Genomic DNA, 18904 nt, shown 5'->3' with positions numbered 1-18904 from the left:
CTACTACCACTCATAAACCGCCCGGGGACTTACCAGTTCAGTAGGCACAGTTGACGTCTCCCTAGCTTCCGCCAAAACAGCTTCACTATCGGTCCAGGGAGAAATATGCGTGAGCAACAAGCGGCCAACATGATTCTCTGACGCCAGCGCGCCCGCCAACGCTCCCGTAAGATGCATGTGCTCAGGCAGATTAGGATTACTTGTCCACGTTGCCTCACACAAGAAGACATCAACATCTTTACTAGCCTTGTAAACACCTTCGCAAGGCCCAGTATCCCCAGAGAAACAGAATGTTGCCCCAGTGGTATCCTCCGTTACCCGCATACAGTAGGCCTCCCCGGGATGATCGGCAGGAAAAGCCTGAAAAGTACAGCCGTTGAGATGCTGGGGCGCAGCTACATCCCACGGGTGAAAATCAAAAGTATCAGTAAGGTCGTGGCAGGAACCGTAATCATCAGCAAACCACTCCCCCACTTTTTTAAGGAATGTGGACGGCCCGAAGACAGTAGCTGGCCGTGTTGTTGACCGGTGCGAATACCGTCTCCACACAATAAGGCTGGGAATATCAGCTGTGTGGTCGGGGTGAAGATGCGAATTAACAAGATCGCAGCCGCTGGGATCAACAAGTTCTTGCAGAGTTCCCATTGATCCATTACCAATATCCATGATGATGGGGCGCTGGCCGGCGGACTGGAGAAGGTAGCAGGATGCGGGTGAATGGGGACTCACGACACTTCCTGAACAACCAATCACAGTCAAACGCATGTCTCCATGGTTCCAGTTTTCCAGCTCAAGTGTGAGGCCAATATCGAGGCAAAATAGCACAACAGGAAGAAGGTGTGAGGAAAGCGACAAGGATCAATCACTAAATGAAAATAGGGTTCCACAATACGAAATAGAGAACGCTAAAACGACAAAACCGCTTACCATCCGGCTAGTAATTTAGTAATCCAATAACCGCGTCGCTTCTACAGACCCCACTACCGGCCCCAAAAATCGGTGCGCCAAGTGCTCAAACAATACTGGATCGCCAGTTGTTTCAAAACGGTGCAGCGGACCTCCCACAACACCCACTTCATCAATACCCGTTTCGTCATCCGGGATAGTTGGCGCCAGAAGATCCTGCTCCGTTAAAAACCGCACAAGATCCTTCGTCGTTTCCTCCGCAGAGTTAATCAGTGCAACATCCATCCCAACAGCCATCTGAATAATGCCGGAAAGCAGCGGATAATGCGTACACCCCAAAACAAGCGTATCCACCCCCGCCTCCTGCAACGGCGACAGATACCCCTCCGCCAAACCTAAAACCTGCCGTCCCGTCGTGACACCACGCTCAATAAAATCCACAAACCGCGGACAAGCCACGCTCAACACTGTGACGTCCCCGCACTCTGGCTGGCGTTGACACAAGCGCTCGAATTCGCGCGCATAGGCACCTGAATCAACCGTCGCCTGTGTGGCAATTACCCCCACTTTGCCCGATCGTGTGGTCGCCACAGCACGCCTCACTGCCGGAGTTATCACCTGCACAATGGGGATGCTGTAACGCTTTTGAAACGTCTCGTAAGCCGCTGCCGTAGCGGTATTACATGCCATAACAATGGCTTTACAGCCCTGGTCTACCAGATAATCACCGATAGCAACGGCATACCCCTGTACTGCCTCCATCGACTGATTACCGTAGGGACCATGCGCCCCATCACCCACGAAAAGAAGAGCCTCGTGCGGCAGTTGGTCAATAATGGCGCGTGCAACCGTCAACCCCCCTACCCCGGAGTCGAAAACCCCAATGGGTGCGGTTTTCTCTCCTGCCACACTGCCCCCTGCCACACTGCCGTCTTTCGCACTGCCCCCTGCCGCACTGCTTACCATGCGCGAAATCCTTATCCTTTCCCGCCACACATCATGCACTGATCAATCACTTATCCGTGAACGCCCTCATACTGTTGACTGCTAGAACAATCCACTTCAGTAATCGACCTCAGTGTAATTCACTCTGCTATTCACTATAGACAGTTCGCTCGATACCCCCTGGAGGTGAGTAAACTTAGAGACATAACCCGCGTAAAAACCTCTGAGAAGAGTATTTATGGACACTTACCGTGGCGCCCCTGCGCTGCTAACGGATATGTACGAACTCACCATGGTGGATGCGGCTCTCGCCGCCGAAAAAGCCAATGGCACACCCATGGCAAGCCGACAAACCACCTTTGAGATCTTTGGCCGCCGTCTGCCCCACGACCGCCGCTATGGGGTTGTTGTTGGCACCGGACGACTGCTAGAACAACTGCAAAACTTCCAGTTCACTGACGAGCAAATTGACTACTGCAGTGACTTCCTCTCCGACGACACCCTCGAATGGATGCGGAACTTCCGCTTCTCCGGAAGCATCAGCGGCTACCGCGAAGGCGACCTCTACTTCCCCGGCTCCCCCATCCTCACCGTGCAAGGCACTTTTGCTGAATGTCAGATCCTAGAGACACTCGCGCTCTCCATTCTGAACCATGACTGCGCTGTCGCCACCGCCGCCGCACGCATGGCAGCCGCCGCAGATGGCCGCGTCATCATTGAAATGGGCGCCCGGCGCACCCATGAAGAAAGTGCTGTGGCTGGTGCCCGCGCCGCCTACATTGCGGGCTTCACCAGCACGTCGGATCTTGCCGCCGGCTACCGCTGGAATATCCCCGTGGGCGGAACGTCTGCACACTCCTTCACACTGCTGCACACCACCGATAACCAGGCCGATGAAAAGGCTGCTTTCCGCCACCAGATCAAGGCGATGGGGACGGATACCACGCTCCTTGTGGATACATACGACATCACTCAGGGTGTTGCCAACGCTATTGAGGTAGCCGGCCCGCAACTGGGCGGGGTGCGTATCGACTCCGGTGATCTGGGTGTACTGGCGCGGCAGGTGCGTCAGCAGCTTGATTCTTTGGGCGCCCACAATACGCACATTGTTGTCTCTGGTGACCTGGATGAATACTCCATTGCGGCGCTTCGTGCTGAACCTGTTGACGCCTACGGGGTGGGGACGTCCCTGGTGACTGGCTCTGGTGCTCCCACTGCCGAGCTTGTTTTCAAGCTTGTTGAGGTGGATGGTCAGCGCGTTGCGAAACGCTCCAGCCATAAGGAAACCCGTGGCGGTAGTAAGCAGGGCTTCCGTACGTCTCGCGCCACTGGCACGATGGTGTCCGAAATTGTTACCCCGTTGGGTGCTGACACACCTGACACTGGCACACTGAACTGTGAAAAGCTCACCATTGACTACATGGTGAACGGTGAAGTTCAGGACGGTCTCCCCACCCTCGATGATGCCCGTAGCCTACTGTATGACAATCTCAAACAGTTGCCGTGGGAGGGGCTCTCTCTATCACGTGGTGAGCCAGCTATCCCCACCCAGTTTGTTGGTTTCTAACGGAGACTATGGGACTCGTGGAGGATCTCTCTGACGTGGCTTCCTCACCGGCATCAGACTCCCCTTCACCGTCTAGCTCGCCATCTGACTCACTTCCCGATTCACTGTCTAGTTCACTTCACAGTTCGCTTCCCAGTGTGGAAGAGCTGTTAGAAAAAGCGGTGACGGCTATAGGGGGTCAGGAACGTACCGGCCAGCAGCAGATGGCAACCGCGGTAGACCGCGCTATGGCTACCGGCAAGCATTTGGCGGTGCAGGCGGGCACGGGTACCGGTAAGTCGTTGGCGTACCTGGTTCCGGCACTGCGCCACGCGGTGGAAACTGGACACACTGTAGTGGTGTCCACCGCCACCATTGCGTTGCAACACCAGCTATGTCGGCGTGATCTTCCGCTTCTTGTGGATGCGCTTGCGGAAGACCTTGGGCGGCGACCCACTTTTGCGCTCTTAAAGGGACGCAATAATTATCTGTGCCTAAACGCGTTGGACGCCGGTAACGATCCTGACACAGACGATGAGGGGACTACTGCACTTATTCCCTCTGAAAAGGGTTTGCAGGCGCAGCGTATCCACGAGTGGGCGTTAAACACGGACACTGGCGACCGCGACGACCTCAAACCAGGTGTTTCCGATGTTGTGTGGAAAACCTTTTCAGTAGATACACAATCCTGTATTGGCTCTTCCCTCTGTACTTTCAGCGCCGAATGTTTTGCGGAGCAGGCCCGTCAACAGGCCTATCAAGCAGATATCGTTGTGACTAACCACGCCATGTTGGCTATCGACGCAGCGTCACCCATCAATCTTCTTCCCGACCATGATGTTGTCATTATTGATGAGGCGCACGAGTTAGAGAGTCGCGTCACCAACGTTATTGCCGGAACACTCTCCGCTACCGGGTTAGAAATGCTGGGGAAGCGCCTTATTCACTATGCCGGCGAAGAAGACGTCGACAATTTCCAGGACACTATTGAACACACTATTACTGCCATGGAGAATAGTCCCATTGGACGCTGGGACAGCCTTACCGACCAACAGACAGCTGCACTTACTGTGCTCCGCTCCTCCGCCAGTGCGCTTCTAACATCTATTGGTCCCGTCCAAGAAGCCGATATTCTCTCCAACCCGAAAAAAGCCACTGCGAAGAAACAAACTATTGGCAATTTGAACCAGATTGTTGACGTGTGTGATGTGGTGATGGCTAGCTCCCCCACCCATGTTGTGTGGATGAGCCACGATGAGCGCCGCGGCTACGAAATTCATGTGGCGCCACTATCTGTTTCGGCGGTACTACGCGACCATCTTTTCGCGGATTCCACCGTCATTCTTACCTCTGCCACACTGCAGGCAGGCGGCTCATTCCAAACAATGGCACGTCAATGGGGGCTGCCGAGCCAAAGCCAAGACTCTGACACGTCCGCGACGGCATCTTCACCCGCGTCGGCGTCCCCAACCGCGCCTGCGCCCGCTTCTACAACCTCTACGTGGGAAAGCCTGGATGTGGGGTCTCCTTTTGACCACCGATCATCCGGCATTCTTTACGTTGCCGCAGATCTGCCCCGCCCTGCGCAGGGCACCACCTCCCCTGCCACACTGCAGCGGATGGAGGATCTTATTAACGCAGCCGGTGGCCGCACACTGGTGTTGTGTAGTTCCCGGCGCGCAGCAGACGAGGTAGCCAGCTATCTAGACGACCACGTATCCTACCCAGTGCTCTGCCAGGGGCAAGCCACTATGAGCTCGCTTATCACGGACTTCGCCGAGCAGGAAGAAAGTTGCCTGGTAGGAACGCTGGGGCTCTGGCAGGGTGTGGATGTTCCCGGGCCGTCCTGTTCCCTCGTTATTATTGACCGCATCCCTTTTCCCCGCCCCGATGATCCACTTATGTCGGCGCGGCTTGACTTTATTAATGAGCACGGCGGAAACGGCTTCATGTCCGTCTCCGCATCTCATGCAGCACTTCTTCTGGCCCAGGGAACAGGCCGCCTGCTGCGCTCCAGCACGGACCGGGGCGTTATTGCAGTTATGGATTCCCGCCTGGTGACGGCACGCTACGGTAGCTACCTGCGGAAGAGCCTTCCACCCTATTGGGAGACAACAAACACTGAGGTAGTGCTCAATTCTCTGCGGAGAATTACTGGCTCACTGCACTAATCCTGCACTAATCGTGGCGTATGTCCCCATTAACCGCCACTATTTGGGAGCGGGTAACACCCAGCATGAACAGTACTTCATCAAGATAGGGGAAGTTAACAGAGTTATCGGCCACGGTGCGTAATGCCGGTTTCGCGTTGAAGGCGATCCCCATACCTGCAGCTTTTAACATGTCTATGTCGTTGGCACCGTCACCCACTGCCACTGTTTGCGACAGTGATACGCGTTCCCGTTCGGCGAATTCTTTGAGTGCTGCGGCTTTGCCGGCGCGGTCAACAATGGCGCCGTTAACTTTGCCGGTAAGGACACCGTCTTTGATATCGAGTTCGTTTGCCCGCATAAAGTCGAGTTCCAGATCCTCCGCCAGGGGGGCGATAACCTGGTTAAAGCCGCCAGAGACAACACCGCATTTGAAGCCCAAATGTTTAAGGGTGCGGATGGTGGTGCGGGCCCCCGGGGTGAGCACAATTGAGTCGGATACTTCTTTAATGATGCTGGCAGGCAGGCCTTGGAGTGTTGCGACACGTTCCCGCAGGGATTCCGCAAAGTCGATTTCGCCGCGCATAGCACGGTCTGTAATCTCCTTCACTTCTGCTTCTTTACCTGCGTGTGCTGCCAGCATTTCAATGACTTCACCTTGGATGAGGGTGGAATCAACATCAAAGACAATAAGGCGTTGCGCACGGCGAGCGTACTCGTCTGGCTCGAAGGAAATATCGACCCCAAGTTCGGTAGCAAGTGAGGCGAGGGCGGTACGGATACCGGAAATACGTTCACCGGAAGCATTGCGGGCCACAATTTGCAGAGCGATACCTGTTACCGGATAGTCGGCGACGCCTTTAATGGAGGCAATGTTAGCCCCTAGGTCGGCGAGGGTTCCGGCGATACGGGAGAAGGCTTCCGCAGTGATAGGTCGGCCCAGGATGAGAACTGTGTGGGTTGCGGTATAGCCGGAGCCTACGGGGTCGGAGCCGATTTCAATATCGGCGTCCATGCCGAGTGCGGCCATCCCATTTTCAATGTCGGTAACAAGTTCCCCGCACTGTGGGAGGCGCTCAATGAGAGCAGTCAGGATAAGCCGGCCACGAATGACAACCTGCTGTACATCAAGGAGGACAGCATCATGCTGGCTGAGAATACTCATGAGGGCAAAAGTGACACCCGGCTTATCTCGTCCTGTGACGGTGACGAGAACAGTGTCCGCTTTTTTCATGCTGTGTCCTTTTATCGCTGGCTATGGTGCTAGCTTTATCGCTGGCCGCTCGGTATATCCTATTGTTCCGGGTGAGGTGGACAAGGTCAAAAGATGACCAAAAGATAGTTAAAAGATGGACGTCCTGCTTCCCCGGCAGGGCGTCCATCTTCCCTATATCTTCTCTATAGCCATTTTAGAGCATGCAGGAAACGCAGCCCTCAACTTCAGTCCCTTCAAGTGCCATTTGGCGGAGGCGAATGTAGTAGAGGGATTTAATGCCTTTGGAGTAGGCGTAAATCTGGGCTTTGTTAATATCGCGTGTCGTGGCTGTATCCGGGAAGAACAGTGTGAGAGAAAGCCCCTGGTCTACATGCTGAGTGGCAACAGCATACGTGTCCACGATGGGTTTGTAGCCTAGCTCGTAGGCGTCGGTGTAGTACTCCAGGTTGTCGTTCGCCATGAAGGGTGCCGGGTAGTAGACGCGACCGATCTTCCCCTCTTTACGAATCTCAATTTTGGACACGATGGGGTGGATCGACGAGGTGGAGTTATTGATGTATGAGATGGATCCCGTGGGCGGGATAGCCTGCAGGTTCTGGTTGTAGATGCCGTCACGCATGATGTCGTCGCGCAGCGTCTTCCAGTCCTCCTGGGTGGGAATCTGGACGCTGGATTTGGCGAAGAGTTCCTTGGCTTTATCGGTAACCGGTACCCATTCTTTTTCTATGTACTTCTCGAAGAACTCGCCGGTGGCGTACTTAGATTTCTCGAAGTTAATGAAGCGGGTGTTGCGTTCCACCGCCAGCTTGTGCGATGCCTTCAGAGCGTAGAAGAGCACACTGTAGAAGTAGATGTTGGTGAAGTCGAGGGCCTCGGGTGAACCATAGTGGACGTGTTCACGAGCAAGGTAGCCATGCAGGTTCATCTGTCCCAGGCCAATTGCGTGGCCTTCTGAATTAGCGCGCGCAACAGACGGCACCGACTGGATGTTGGTCTGGTCAGATACTGCGGTAAGGCCACGAATGGCGGTTTCCACAGTTCTTTCAAAGTTGGGGGAATCCATTGCCATGGCAATGTTCATGGAGCCCAGGTTGCAGCTAATGTCGCGGCCAATATGGGAGTAGCTGAGGTCATCGTTATAGGTGGAAGGGGTGGACACTTGCAGAATCTCTGAGCAGAGATTCGACATGGTGATTTTTCCTTCAATGGGGTTAGCCCGGTTAGCGGTGTCCTCAAAAACGATGTAGGGGTAGCCCGACTCGAACTGAATAGTGGCTAGTGTTTGGAAGAACTTGCGGGCATTAATCTTGTACTTCTTAATGCGGTGGTCGTCGACCATTTCGCGGTATTTCTCGGTGACGTTAATGTCGGAGAATGCCTTACCGTAGACGCGCTCCACATCGTAGGGGCTGAAGAGGTACATGTCCTCATTATTGCGGGCGAGTTCAAAAGTGATATCCGGGATGACAACGCCTAGTGAGAGGGACTTAATGCGGATTTTCTCGTCAGCATTTTCACGCTTCGTGTCGAGGAAACGCATGATATCCGGGTGGTGAGCGTGCAGGTAGACAGCGCCGGCACCCTGCCGGGCACCCAGCTGGTTAGCGTAGGAGAAGGAGTCCTCTAGCAGTTTCATGACGGGGACAACGCCGGACGACTGATTCTCTATGCGTTTAATGGGGGCGCCTTGCTCACGCAGGTTAGTGAGGAGGAGAGCAACGCCGCCGCCACGCTTAGATAGCTGCAGGGAGGAGTTGATGGCGCGGCCGATAGATTCCATATTGTCCTCGATACGCAGGAGGAAGCAGGAAACGGGCTCGCCGCGCTGTTTTTTGCCTTCGTTGAGGAAGGTGGGGGTGGCGGGTTGGAAACGGCCGGTAATAATTTCGTCAACAAGGTAGCGGGCCATTTGCTCGTCACCTTCTGCAAGGGCTAGTGCCACCATGCAGACGCGGTCTTCATAGCGTTCTAAGTAGCGACTACCGTCAAAAGTTTTCAGTGTGTAGCTGGTGTAGTACTTGTAGGCGCCGAGGAACGTTTTAAAGCGGAAACGATGCGCGTAGGCCTGCTGGAAGAGGCTCTTAATGAAGGCGAAGGAGTACTGGTTAATGACCTTTTCGTCGTAGTAACCGTTCTCCAAAAGGAATTCTAGTTTTTCTTGAAGAGTGTGGAAGAAAACAGTGTTCTGATTAACATGCTGGAGGAAAAACTGGCGAACAGCTTCGCGGTCGGACTCAAAACGGATTTGTCCGTTTTCGTCGTAAATGTTCAACATCGCATTCAGTGAATGGTAGTCAAGCGGTTGGCCGTTCTCGTCAGTCAGAATCTTCTTTTCGCCCATAATTCCTATTTTCTCCTCTGCCTCACGCAGTCTTCACAACACAATAAATATTTACAATGCAGTATTCACACAGTGTACAGTCTTCGTACAGCATGCAGTCTTCACACAGAACGTTCATGCAGTTCAATATGATCCAGCACGGTACAACGCGATTCAGTGCAACACCTCAATAAGGTGCTTTAGCCATTCTTTAGTATTAGCAGAAGGGTGTAACACACACATCAACGTCGCCAACGACATACTGAATACGCGATGACGACGTTGTGTAGCGGTGCTGTAGTGATGATATTCGGGACTGTTAGTGGCTGTTCACTCTGTGCGTACTTTTCCTAACCTTAGGCGGCTTGCACAGCGTACTTGTTGATGAGATCAGGGCGGAAACCGCTCCAGTGGGTTTCTTCGGTGACGACAACGGGAGCTTGGAGGTAGCCCAGGGCGAGGACATACTCGCGGGCTTCATCGTCGATGGAAATGTCTACGATCTCAAACTCAACACCAGCATTGTTGAGAGCCTTCTGAGTGGCCTTGCACTGCATACATGCGGGTTTGGTGTAGACGACGACGCTCATTGTTATCCTTCGCTAGCGACAACTGATTCACATCACTGTGACTGACACAAAAGACACTATAACTTGTGCAAAATTTCCGCTAGTACCACTAGATATAGGAATTACAAAAGTGAAATTCCCATGTCGATGTCTCATTTTTTGGGATTTAACGGGAAATGCGTGGAGCCTGTCACCCACATCTTGCGTTCGTTCAACTCACAAAGATGTGATTCTGACGCAAGAAACTTTCACTTTAGTATGTGATATATATCACACACTGTAATGGGTAAAAAGTAAGGACATGAGAAACACCCATGCCCTTTACTTTTCGTCTTTCACAAATTAACCCTGACGACCTTTGAAGCGAGGGTCTTTCTTGTTAATGACATAAAGTTTGCCATGACGGCGCACAATCTGAGCGCCCGGCTTGTTCTTCAGCGACCGGAGGGAATTACGGACCTTCATGCGGACGCTCCTTTCTTAAGCCAACACAATAAAGTTAAGTCTATTGCCAACCGATTTGCACGCGAGAAAACCACAATGCTGGCTGACACTCTCGAAAGAGTTTACCGGATTTCCCCCACTACACCAAAGTAAGCAGCAGATACACCCTACTTCTCCGCATAACGCAGACGGAACTCCTCCTCAATATCCGGAAGCGACCGATTCTTCGTCTCTGGAATTACCTTGTCCACAAAAACAAACGACAGCACACACAGCACCGCAAACACAAAGAACGTCCACGCGCCGCCAATACTTTCCAAAAGCGGCGGGAAGCACATAGCCACCACAAAATTCATAAGCCACAATGCCAAACCAGCAATGCCCATGCCAATACCACGCACCGCGGACGGAATAAGCTCAGATACCAGCAGCCACGTCGCTACCGACACCGCAGACTGCTGGAACACCATAAAGACACCCATTAACGCAAGCATGAGGCTAGACGCCCACAACTCATCTGTGGGAGCAAGCCAATACACCAAGGTAAGCGCCACTAGAGAAACGGCCGTGCCCGCTAAACCACCCAGTAGCAAGGGGCGCCGCCCCACCTTATCTACAATGGACAGGCCAACCCAGCAGGATATGACCGACACAACACCAATAAGAATAGAGCCAAAGACCGCATTTTGGCTGGTCCACCCAACATTCTTCAACATGGTGGGGGCATAGTACACAATGGCGTTAACACCCGTCACTTGCTGGATCATCGCTACGACAATAGCGATACCCATAACAGTTTTAATCCACGGAGTACCTAACGCAGACCACTCAGACTTCTTGTTTTTCTTCTCAGCAACAGCAGCAGCCAACGAGGCAAGCTCCTCATCAATATGGGCTGCGTCATCACCCCGCCGCAAATGGCGCAACACTGCCGCAGCATCATCAGGCCTATCCTGCAGCAGATAATACACAGGAGAATCAGGCAAAAAGTACGTACCAATAGCAAGCACAACTGCCGGTACTACCCCCAGCCCCAACATAAGACGCCAATTCTCAGATGGTGCAAAAGCCGAGTTCACCCCGTAGGCAATAAGCTGGCCCACCACAATCATGAGCGAATTCAACGTAGCTAACCGGCCACGCACACCCTGCGGAGCAATCTCAGAAATATACATGGGGACAATAATGGATGCCCCACCAACCGCCACACCAAGGAAGAAACGAGAAATGGAGAGGCACACTGTGGCAGCTGCCGCCGAAGTACCCCCCGAAAAAGCACACGCCAAAGACGCCACAATAAAAAGAATGCCCGCCCAAAATACAGCCCACCGACGGCCAATGGCATCCGCCAGGCGACCACCCGAAAGCGCGCCGAGAGCAGCGCCTATCATCAAGATGGAGGTGATGACGCCCTCCTGTGTGGCAGACATGTCAAAATCAGGCTTAATGAAAAGCAATGCCCCAGACATGACACCGGTGTCATAGCCAAAAAGAATGCCGCCTAAAGCAGCAATAGCAGATACCAAGCCAATACTGGACGTTCTATGCTGGACGCTCGCCGGTACTGCAGCATCCTTCGTGGGAGTTGTAGTCATGATGGCATTGTAGTGCACAGACCCACTCCCACCACACAACCCCGTACAGTGTTACAGCACAGCGCCCCCAGTACAGTGTCACAGCACAGCACCCTAGTACAGTGCCGTACGGGGAAAAGGATAAGCTAGCTTCATGAGCACTCTTCGGGACCGCATTATCGCAGAACTCCACGTACAACCCACTATTGACCCGGCGAAAGAAATTCGCACACGCATCGACTTCCTCAAAAACTATGCCCGCACAACCGGCTCACACGGCTACGTGCTAGGCATTAGCGGAGGCCAAGACTCCACCCTGGCAGGGCGCCTTACCCAACTCGCCGCGGAAGAACTCCGCCAAGAAAACTATCATGCTGAATTCATCGCCATGCGTCTCCCCTACGGCATACAAGCAGACGAAGACGACGCCCAACTAGCCCTCCGATTCATCCAGCCCGACGTGTCCCTCACCGTGAATATTAAAGACGCTACCGATGCTGCAGTCGCCGCCGCGGCCACAGCTCTGGGCGGCGAGGACATTAGCGATTTTGTGCGCGGCAACGTGAAAGCCCGCCAACGCATGGTGGCGCAATACACCGTAGCTGGGCAACGCCACTACCTCGTTGTGGGCACTGACCATGCGGCAGAAGCCGTCACTGGTTTCTACACAAAATTCGGTGACGGGGGCGCAGATCTCACCCCTCTTAGCGGGCTCACAAAACGACAAGGCGCCGCACTGTTACAAGAACTAGGTGCCCCCGCTGCAACGTGGGAAAAAGTCCCCACCGCCGACCTTGAAGACGATCGCCCCGCATTACCTGACGAAACCGCGCTGGGAGTAACCTACCGGGACATTGACGACTACCTTGAAGGAGTAGCCGGAAAACCCTCCCCGCAGGCGTGCGGCACAATTGAAGCACACTTCCTCCGGTCCCGGCACAAGCGAACCTCCCCTGTTGCCCCCTACGATACGTGGTGGAATTCATAGTCTTTTACTGGGTACTAACCGATTAGACTGAGACTACAGTAATTTTCTCGCCCGCTGATATCCCAACACAATACGGTCAACACAATGCGACCAACAGTTACGGTCAATAGGATAGAGGAAAAGTAGAAAGGCCTTAACGTGGCTTCGCGTAAACACCATGCGGCTGCCCTCGCTCTTGCCGCCGCAGTGCTTCTTCCCCTCAGCTCACAAGCCTCACCATTCGCGCTGGCGCATGCGGCAGAAATAGAATCTAGTAAACCAAGTGCTGCACCGACACTAGGACGGCAGTACTCGCATCTTCCCGCTGCTAACTCTTTGCATTCGAGCTTCAACCCCTATGCAATGGACGCTCCTATCTATCACGATAGTGAGCGCTGGGACTGGCTGAGCTATCCAGAAAAAGTGGTCCCAGGTGGACAGATTATTAACATAGACACTGGTGGACAGTGTTCAACGGGATGGATTGTCTCCCAAAAACAACGCTATTTTATTCTCACTGCCGGCCACTGTGGCCGCGTGTATGACCGCTTCGCCATCCGAGACCGCAATGGGAACAGTGCAGTTATCGGACAAATGGTGGAAAGGAAAAACCTCTCCAACAACAGCAGTGGCGACTACGCCCTCATCGAGCTTTCTACTCTCCAATACGTCGATCCACGACTTCCTGGCCACAACCAAGTACCTGGCTGGTATGGGGTTCAATGGCTTAAACAAAACCATCCCCGCACCGTTTGCCATTTGGGCTACCGTACCGGGGAATCATGCGGACAGTATCTAGGTGTTGACGACCTAGGATACATTCATTTCCGCGGAATCGTCGACCATGGCGACTCTGGCGATCCCGTCTATGTAATGATCAAGGGCACCCCCTATGCGGTAGGTATTATCTCCTGGGGACAGCCGACAAACGCCACGGATGTTGCTGCACAACCCATCCAGACCGTCATGCAACGCTGGGGTCTTACCCTCCACGCCTAGCCGCAACAGTAGCTGCAATGCTCAAAATTGCAGCCTGCAGAATTATGGCGCTCGCACCTACCAAAGCACATCAGCACAAATAAAGAAAACCCCTGGTCAGTTACGACCAGGGGATTTCTGCTCTGTGGAGCTAACGGGATTCGAACCCGTGACCCCCACACTGCCAGTGTGGTGCGCTACCAGCTGCGCCATAGCCCCAGTGCCTTTCGGCTGCTTTAGTTAAAGTACACCACTTTTTACAGCGGTACCAAATCGCCTGGTCATAGCTGCAGTGTGAGTTCTGGGAAAATATGAAAAGGCTACTGTGTAACGTCCTCATGAACGATAAGTGCCCCGAGATTACTCTCTCGGGGCACTTATCAAAGGGTCCTTATGGGGAACGTTTTATGCTTTACTTCTTCTCTTCACTGTAGAGGGAAGTGACCCAGTCCGATTTCTGCGTATCGATTCGCTTACCATCAGTGAAGACTGCGGGGGTACCGGAGTCCTTACCAAGGCGCTTACCGAGGTCCTTCATATTATCGTTGCCCATCTTTGATGCGCGCATTGTGTCATACTGGCCAGACTTGATCTTGTCGAGGGCGTCGCCCTTAATGCCGGCCCGCTTTGCTTTGTCTGCGAGATCCTCATCGGAGGGCTCTACGGTGTCCTGGCCTTCTGCGGGGGCAGTGTGCCACAGGATGGAGTGGAAGCGGAAGGCGGATTCAGCGTCGCCGGTTAGTGCTGCGGTTACCAGGGCAGCATTGGCGCGGGTAGAGTACTGGGTTTTACCGCTCTGGTTGAGGAAGTCCATCAGATGCACGTGCAGGATAACCTGATTGGATTCAATGGCGTCGGCCATTTGCTTACCGTATGTTTTCTCTAGCTCCGAGCAGAGTGGGCAGCGTGGGTCCTCGAATAGTTCGACAACTTTAGCATCCTTTTTTGCGTCCTTGGAGCGGAATTCGATGTAGTCGTCGGAAACGTTCACTACTGAATTTTTGAGGGTGATATCGGCACCATCGGCGGAATCGTCCTTACTTTTGACACCCATGTGGATGCCTACTCCAATGATGACGGCAACGACCACAATAACGAGGAGGCCCCATAGCCACCCGTAGTTTTTCTTGGTCGAGGGCACGTACTTGGATGGAGCAGAGGCGCGACGCTTATTTTTCTTCTTTTCCACGGAGGAACCTTTCATAGTGCAGCTGCGGACTCACACAGCTATGTTAGGGGTGACGGCGGAGCGGGGCACGGCTTCCAGGTTCCACCGCAAGTGGTGTGTGAGGAAAGCATGCCAACCATACGGCGAACACCATAAAGGCGAGATCGCGGGCGATCTCTGAGAGATACGTGAGATGGTCTGCTTGGGGGTCGTATCCGCCGCCTCCAAAGCATCCACAATCAATCTGTAGTCCACGTATCCATGCTTGCGCAATCATGACAATAAAAACAGTAAAAACGACTGCTGACGCAATTGCCATCCACTTATTCTTAATGCCTAGGAGAAGGAGCACACCGAGCAGTATCTCTAATGCCGGAAGCATGAATGCGACACTGGCGACTGCTGCCTCCGGTAGAACCCGGTAGGCGCGAACAGCTACCCGTGTCTCCATCATGTTACTGGCTTTGAGGACACCAGATACTATCCAAATCCCAGCGAGCACAAGACGGGCGAGGAAAGATACCCACGTAACCCAAGGGCGGACGTCAGAATCCTGCCCCTCTGTTCCCTCTGCGGAGCAGCATTGGGTATCGCTCACGACGTTTTCTACAGTGGTCACGGGTTCTATCCTAGCGAGGAACAGCCAATTAGTCGCTTTTAGCTTCGGTAATCACAAGCAGACTAACGATCCTGTACACACCATTTATCGTCTTGTTTCTCAGCATGGTAGGTGATGGTGTGCCTATCTGCTGTCATCTCTTCAATGGCGTGGTTTCCTTCTTCACGGCTCATGTGAATTCCAGAAAGGGACTTATCGCTAATTTTGTCCTTAATATCGTCGGCATGGAAGTTGTAGACAATAATAGCTTTAGAGTCTTCCTTCTTCGCGACTTTTACCTCGGCATTAGGGTTATCCGACAATGCTTTTAGCATGTCATCTATAAAGGGCTGCAAATCTGCTGATTCCTGCGACTGTTCGGTCTCATCTGCCATAACCCCTTCCAGATGGGGGGTTAAAGCACCATACTTCAGAGGCTGGGCAGGCGCTTCGCACAGGTACTCACTAATGCCTGTACCATCGCGCAGATTTGCTTGTAGTCCCTCCGCAAGACCATCCGCAGTTTTTGCAGACGTTGTTCCCTTTCCAAACACCAGAGCGCACACCACAATAATGACAACCAGGATGACCGCGCCCACGGAGTATCCCACAACACGCTTCTTCTTCGACCCTTGCTTCTCCTGCTGCGCTTCAGCCGGATTCACGTCCTGCTGGGGATAGCTTGGATAATTCGGATAGCTCTGCTCAGTAGCGTTGTGCTCGGTAGCGTTGTGGTCAGTGCTGTGCGGGTCGGAAGGTGTCGTCATCAAAAATCTCCATACGTTGCGTGGTAGTTATTCACATAATGCCATGATCTGCAGGAACGATACTTCCCTGATATAGGGCACTTTCTACTAAACGTACACCGCTACTGCCTCCTATGAAACAGCTTTTACTGCAATGTTGTAGAGCAGGTGGGGGCTTTTGCAATGTCGCGTAGGACCAGACATTTCTCCATTATTTAGTTAGGCTATCCTAAATAAAGAAGTACTCTACCTACGCCGGAGGAAGCCCATGCTCATCGTTTATTTCTCCAGCACCACCGAAAACACTCATCATTTCGTTCACAAACTAGGCTTACCATCTGCGCGTATTCCCATTAAAAAAACTGACGGACCCCTCACCGTCACCAAACCATACGTCCTCATCTGCCCCACATACGGTGGTGGCGTAAGTATCCACGGGGGACAACCTCGCCCTGTCCCCATCCAGGTCATTCGCTTCCTTAATGACCCCGCCAACCGGGCACTTATTCGCGGAGTTATCTCCGGCGGCAACACCAACTTCGGCGCCGACTACGGCACCGCCGGGGACCTCATCTCCCATAAATGCCACGTCCCCCACCTCTACCGTTTTGAACTCATGGGCAACGACGAAGATGTCACCACCGTCCGCAACGGGCTCATAGAATTTTTTGATTCCCTCCCCAACATCTAACTCCCTAGTTTTGTCTGCCCCCAGCCACACCACCAACAACACCCCGAAAGGACACTTATGAACACCCAGCACACAACAACCCCCGCCCACAGACACGACTGCCCCAGCGACTCTGCTTGCCCCATCGCTGCCATCAACTGGGACCACCTCATCGACGACAAAGACCAAGAAGTGTGGGATCGCCTCACCGGAAACTTCTGGCTCCCCGAAAAAGTCCCGCTCTCGAACGATATCCCCAGCTGGCAAACCCTCAACGACATGGAAAAACGCACCACCATGCGGGTTTTCACCGGGCTCACCATGCTCGACACCATTCAAGGCACAGTAGGCGCAGTATCCCTCATCCCCGACGCCCTCACCCCACACGAAGAAGCCGTGTACACCAACATTGCTTTCATGGAATCCGTACATGCTAAAAGCTACAGTTCCATCTTCATGACACTCACCTCCACCAGCCAGATCAACGAGGCATTCCAATGGTCAGAAAACAACACTCACCTACAGAAAAAAGCCACCATCATTCTCGACTTCTATGAAGGAAAAGACCCCTTCCGAAAAAAGATCGCCTCAACGCTCCTAGAATCATTCCTCTTCTACTCCGGCTTCTACCTACCCATGCGCTGGTCCGCCCACTCCAAACTCACCAACACCGCCGACGTCATTCGGCTGATTATCCGCGACGAAGCAGTCCACGGATACTACATCGGCTACAAATACCAGCGCAGCCAAGACCAACTGTCACAAGCCGAAAAGAAGGAGCTCGAGGAACACACCTACGACCTCCTCAACGACCTCTACCACAACGAAATCGAGTACACCGAAGCCCTCTACGATGACATCGGCTGGACCGACGACGTGAAAAAATTCCTCCGCTACAACGCCAACAAAGCCCTCAACAACCTTGGCTACGACGGAATATTCCCCGCCACCGACACAAAAGTAGACCCCATCATTCTGGCGTCACTCAGCCCCAACGCAGACGAAAACCACGACTTCTTCTCCGGCTCCGGCTCCTCCTACGTTATGGGAACCACCGAAGAAACCGAAGACGATGACTGGGACTTCTGACCGTATCCCCACCACTCTACACAGTGCCATACTCGTGCCAAGATTTTGCCAAGATTTTTCAAAAGGCCCCACAAAGCAGCTACGGTTAATAAGAAAGAAATATGATAAATTAAGTTTTCGCTATGCAAAAAACTCCCATCCCACCATGGCACAGATGCGCACTAATAATGTTCGCAATTATCGCTGTTCTCCTCCCCCCTCAGCGGCTGCGGACTTTACAGTGCTTACAGTGCTCTATCCCCATACACATCCAGCTCCGACGATGATGAAGAGCAGGAAGATATTCACCATTCCCACTCCACACCCTTCACGGACGACGATACTGACGACGACCAAACATTTTCACCAGATGGGAGTTCAGATTCCCCTATCTATCACAGTAGTGAGGAATGGGCCTGGCTTAATTACCCAGGCAAAGTCATTCCCGGTGGACAAATAATAAACATTGATCAAAGCACAGCATGCTCCACTGGCTGGATTGTAGGGCGCGAACAGCGACGCTTTATTCTCACCGCCGGACACTGCGGTCACGTCGGAAACCGCTTCGCAGTCAGCGACTCTCAAGGAAACCAGACAACCATCGGCGAGATGGTAGAGTCCACATACATCCAAACAGGCGGAGCCGATTATGGTCTCATCGAGCTCTACAATACAAACTACGTCACTGCGGCAATGCCATTCACGCAAAAGCTACACGGCTGGTTATCCCTTGATGAACTTAACGATCAACGCCCACGCGTGTGCCATCTAGGATTCCGCACAGGCCAATCCTGCGGCGCATACCTGAACTACACGCAAAGTGGAATTATCCAATTCCGCGGCTATGTTGACCATGGAGACTCCGGCGGCCCCGTCTACGGCCTGGTCGACGATAATATTTATGCCACAGGCATTATTTCTTATCTGCAACCGGACGACTCTACACGTGTAAGTGCGCAGTCTATTGAGCCAGCCATACAACGCTGGGGCTTAACGATTTACGCCTCCTAGCCGCCACACCTATTAGAGCTACTACCAG

The 18904-nt window shown here is 53.2% G+C and carries 17 protein-coding genes and 1 tRNA gene; 7 read left to right on the top strand and 11 right to left on the bottom strand.

Features of this window, described 5'->3' with window-relative positions:
• Positions 1–3: 3 nt before the first annotated feature.
• Both DI579_RS06005 and murI read right to left on the bottom strand, forming a co-directional pair.
• A complete protein-coding gene (locus DI579_RS06005) occupies positions 4–729 on the bottom strand; it encodes an MBL fold metallo-hydrolase (RefSeq protein ID WP_290598762.1) in 726 nt (241 codons plus the stop codon).
• Between the two features lie 213 nt (positions 730–942).
• Positions 943–1872 carry a glutamate racemase gene (gene murI / locus DI579_RS06000; protein WP_303678924.1) on the bottom strand — a complete coding sequence of 310 codons (930 nt, stop codon included), beginning with the start codon at positions 1870–1872 and terminating at the stop codon, positions 943–945.
• Between the two features lie 217 nt (positions 1873–2089).
• Between murI and DI579_RS05995 the strand changes: the two genes are divergently transcribed.
• The gene (locus tag DI579_RS05995) at positions 2090–3418 is read left to right on the top strand and encodes a nicotinate phosphoribosyltransferase (protein ID WP_290598765.1); all 1329 of its coding nucleotides are present in this window, start codon (positions 2090–2092) and stop codon (positions 3416–3418) included.
• A 104-nt stretch (positions 3419–3522) separates the two neighbouring features.
• A complete protein-coding gene (locus tag DI579_RS05990; protein WP_290598803.1) occupies positions 3523–5568 on the top strand; it encodes an ATP-dependent DNA helicase in 2046 nt (681 codons plus the stop codon).
• A gap of 7 nt (positions 5569–5575) precedes the next feature.
• Here DI579_RS05990 and serB read toward each other — a convergent pair whose 3' ends face one another.
• The 5 genes from serB to DI579_RS05965 all read right to left on the bottom strand — a co-directional run bounded on the left by serB (position 5576) and on the right by DI579_RS05965 (position 11691).
• The gene (gene serB, locus DI579_RS05985) at positions 5576–6781 is read right to left on the bottom strand and encodes a phosphoserine phosphatase SerB (RefSeq protein ID WP_290598766.1); all 1206 of its coding nucleotides are present in this window, start codon (positions 6779–6781) and stop codon (positions 5576–5578) included.
• Between the two features lie 175 nt (positions 6782–6956).
• Positions 6957–9104, bottom strand: a complete 2148-nt coding sequence (gene nrdE, locus DI579_RS05980; RefSeq protein ID WP_290598767.1) for a class 1b ribonucleoside-diphosphate reductase subunit alpha — start codon at positions 9102–9104, stop codon at positions 6957–6959.
• A gap of 335 nt (positions 9105–9439) precedes the next feature.
• Entirely contained in the window at positions 9440–9673 is a 234-nt protein-coding gene (gene nrdH / locus DI579_RS05975; protein ID WP_290598768.1) for a glutaredoxin-like protein NrdH, read from the bottom strand.
• Positions 9674–9994: 321 nt separating this feature from the next.
• On the bottom strand, positions 9995–10117 hold the full coding sequence (ykgO, locus tag DI579_RS05970; RefSeq protein ID WP_290598769.1) for a type B 50S ribosomal protein L36: 123 nt from the start codon (positions 10115–10117) through the stop codon (positions 9995–9997).
• A gap of 146 nt (positions 10118–10263) precedes the next feature.
• The gene (locus DI579_RS05965; RefSeq protein ID WP_290598771.1) at positions 10264–11691 is read right to left on the bottom strand and encodes a sugar porter family MFS transporter; all 1428 of its coding nucleotides are present in this window, start codon (positions 11689–11691) and stop codon (positions 10264–10266) included.
• Positions 11692–11824: 133 nt separating this feature from the next.
• On the opposite strand from DI579_RS05965, the gene nadE reads away from it, so the two are divergent.
• Entirely contained in the window at positions 11825–12658 is an 834-nt protein-coding gene (gene nadE, locus DI579_RS05960; RefSeq protein WP_290598772.1) for an ammonia-dependent NAD(+) synthetase, read from the top strand.
• 138 nt (positions 12659–12796) lie between these two features.
• Positions 12797–13636: a trypsin-like serine protease gene (locus DI579_RS05955; protein ID WP_290598773.1), complete on the top strand. Its 840-nt coding sequence runs from the start codon at positions 12797–12799 to the stop codon at positions 13634–13636.
• 125 nt (positions 13637–13761) lie between these two features.
• Here the strand turns inward: DI579_RS05955 and DI579_RS05950 are convergent.
• The 4 genes from DI579_RS05950 to DI579_RS05935 all read right to left on the bottom strand — a co-directional run bounded on the left by DI579_RS05950 (position 13762) and on the right by DI579_RS05935 (position 16148).
• A tRNA-Ala gene (locus tag DI579_RS05950) sits at positions 13762–13834 on the bottom strand.
• A 193-nt stretch (positions 13835–14027) separates the two neighbouring features.
• The gene (locus tag DI579_RS05945; RefSeq protein WP_290598774.1) at positions 14028–14804 is read right to left on the bottom strand and encodes a thioredoxin domain-containing protein; all 777 of its coding nucleotides are present in this window, start codon (positions 14802–14804) and stop codon (positions 14028–14030) included.
• A gap of 43 nt (positions 14805–14847) precedes the next feature.
• Positions 14848–15402, bottom strand: a complete 555-nt coding sequence (locus DI579_RS05940) for a MauE/DoxX family redox-associated membrane protein (protein WP_290598775.1) — start codon at positions 15400–15402, stop codon at positions 14848–14850.
• A gap of 62 nt (positions 15403–15464) precedes the next feature.
• Complete coding sequence (locus DI579_RS05935) at positions 15465–16148, bottom strand: hypothetical protein (protein WP_290598776.1); 684 nt, start codon at positions 16146–16148, stop codon at positions 15465–15467.
• 247 nt (positions 16149–16395) lie between these two features.
• Between DI579_RS05935 and nrdI the strand changes: the two genes are divergently transcribed.
• From nrdI to DI579_RS07210, 3 genes are all read left to right on the top strand, one after another.
• Positions 16396–16818 carry a class Ib ribonucleoside-diphosphate reductase assembly flavoprotein NrdI gene (gene nrdI, locus DI579_RS05930; RefSeq protein ID WP_303678923.1) on the top strand — a complete coding sequence of 141 codons (423 nt, stop codon included), beginning with the start codon at positions 16396–16398 and terminating at the stop codon, positions 16816–16818.
• Between the two features lie 57 nt (positions 16819–16875).
• The gene (nrdF, locus tag DI579_RS05925; protein WP_290598777.1) at positions 16876–17886 is read left to right on the top strand and encodes a class 1b ribonucleoside-diphosphate reductase subunit beta; all 1011 of its coding nucleotides are present in this window, start codon (positions 16876–16878) and stop codon (positions 17884–17886) included.
• A gap of 183 nt (positions 17887–18069) precedes the next feature.
• Entirely contained in the window at positions 18070–18876 is an 807-nt protein-coding gene (locus tag DI579_RS07210; RefSeq protein ID WP_369680257.1) for a trypsin-like serine protease, read from the top strand.
• The last annotated feature ends 28 nt before the right edge of the window (positions 18877–18904 follow it).

This window comes from Lawsonella clevelandensis (assembly GCF_003241315.1).
GTDB classification, from domain to species: Bacteria; Actinomycetota; Actinomycetes; order Mycobacteriales; family Mycobacteriaceae; genus Lawsonella; species Lawsonella clevelandensis_A.
This window is presented reverse-complemented; position numbering and strand designations above follow the sequence as displayed.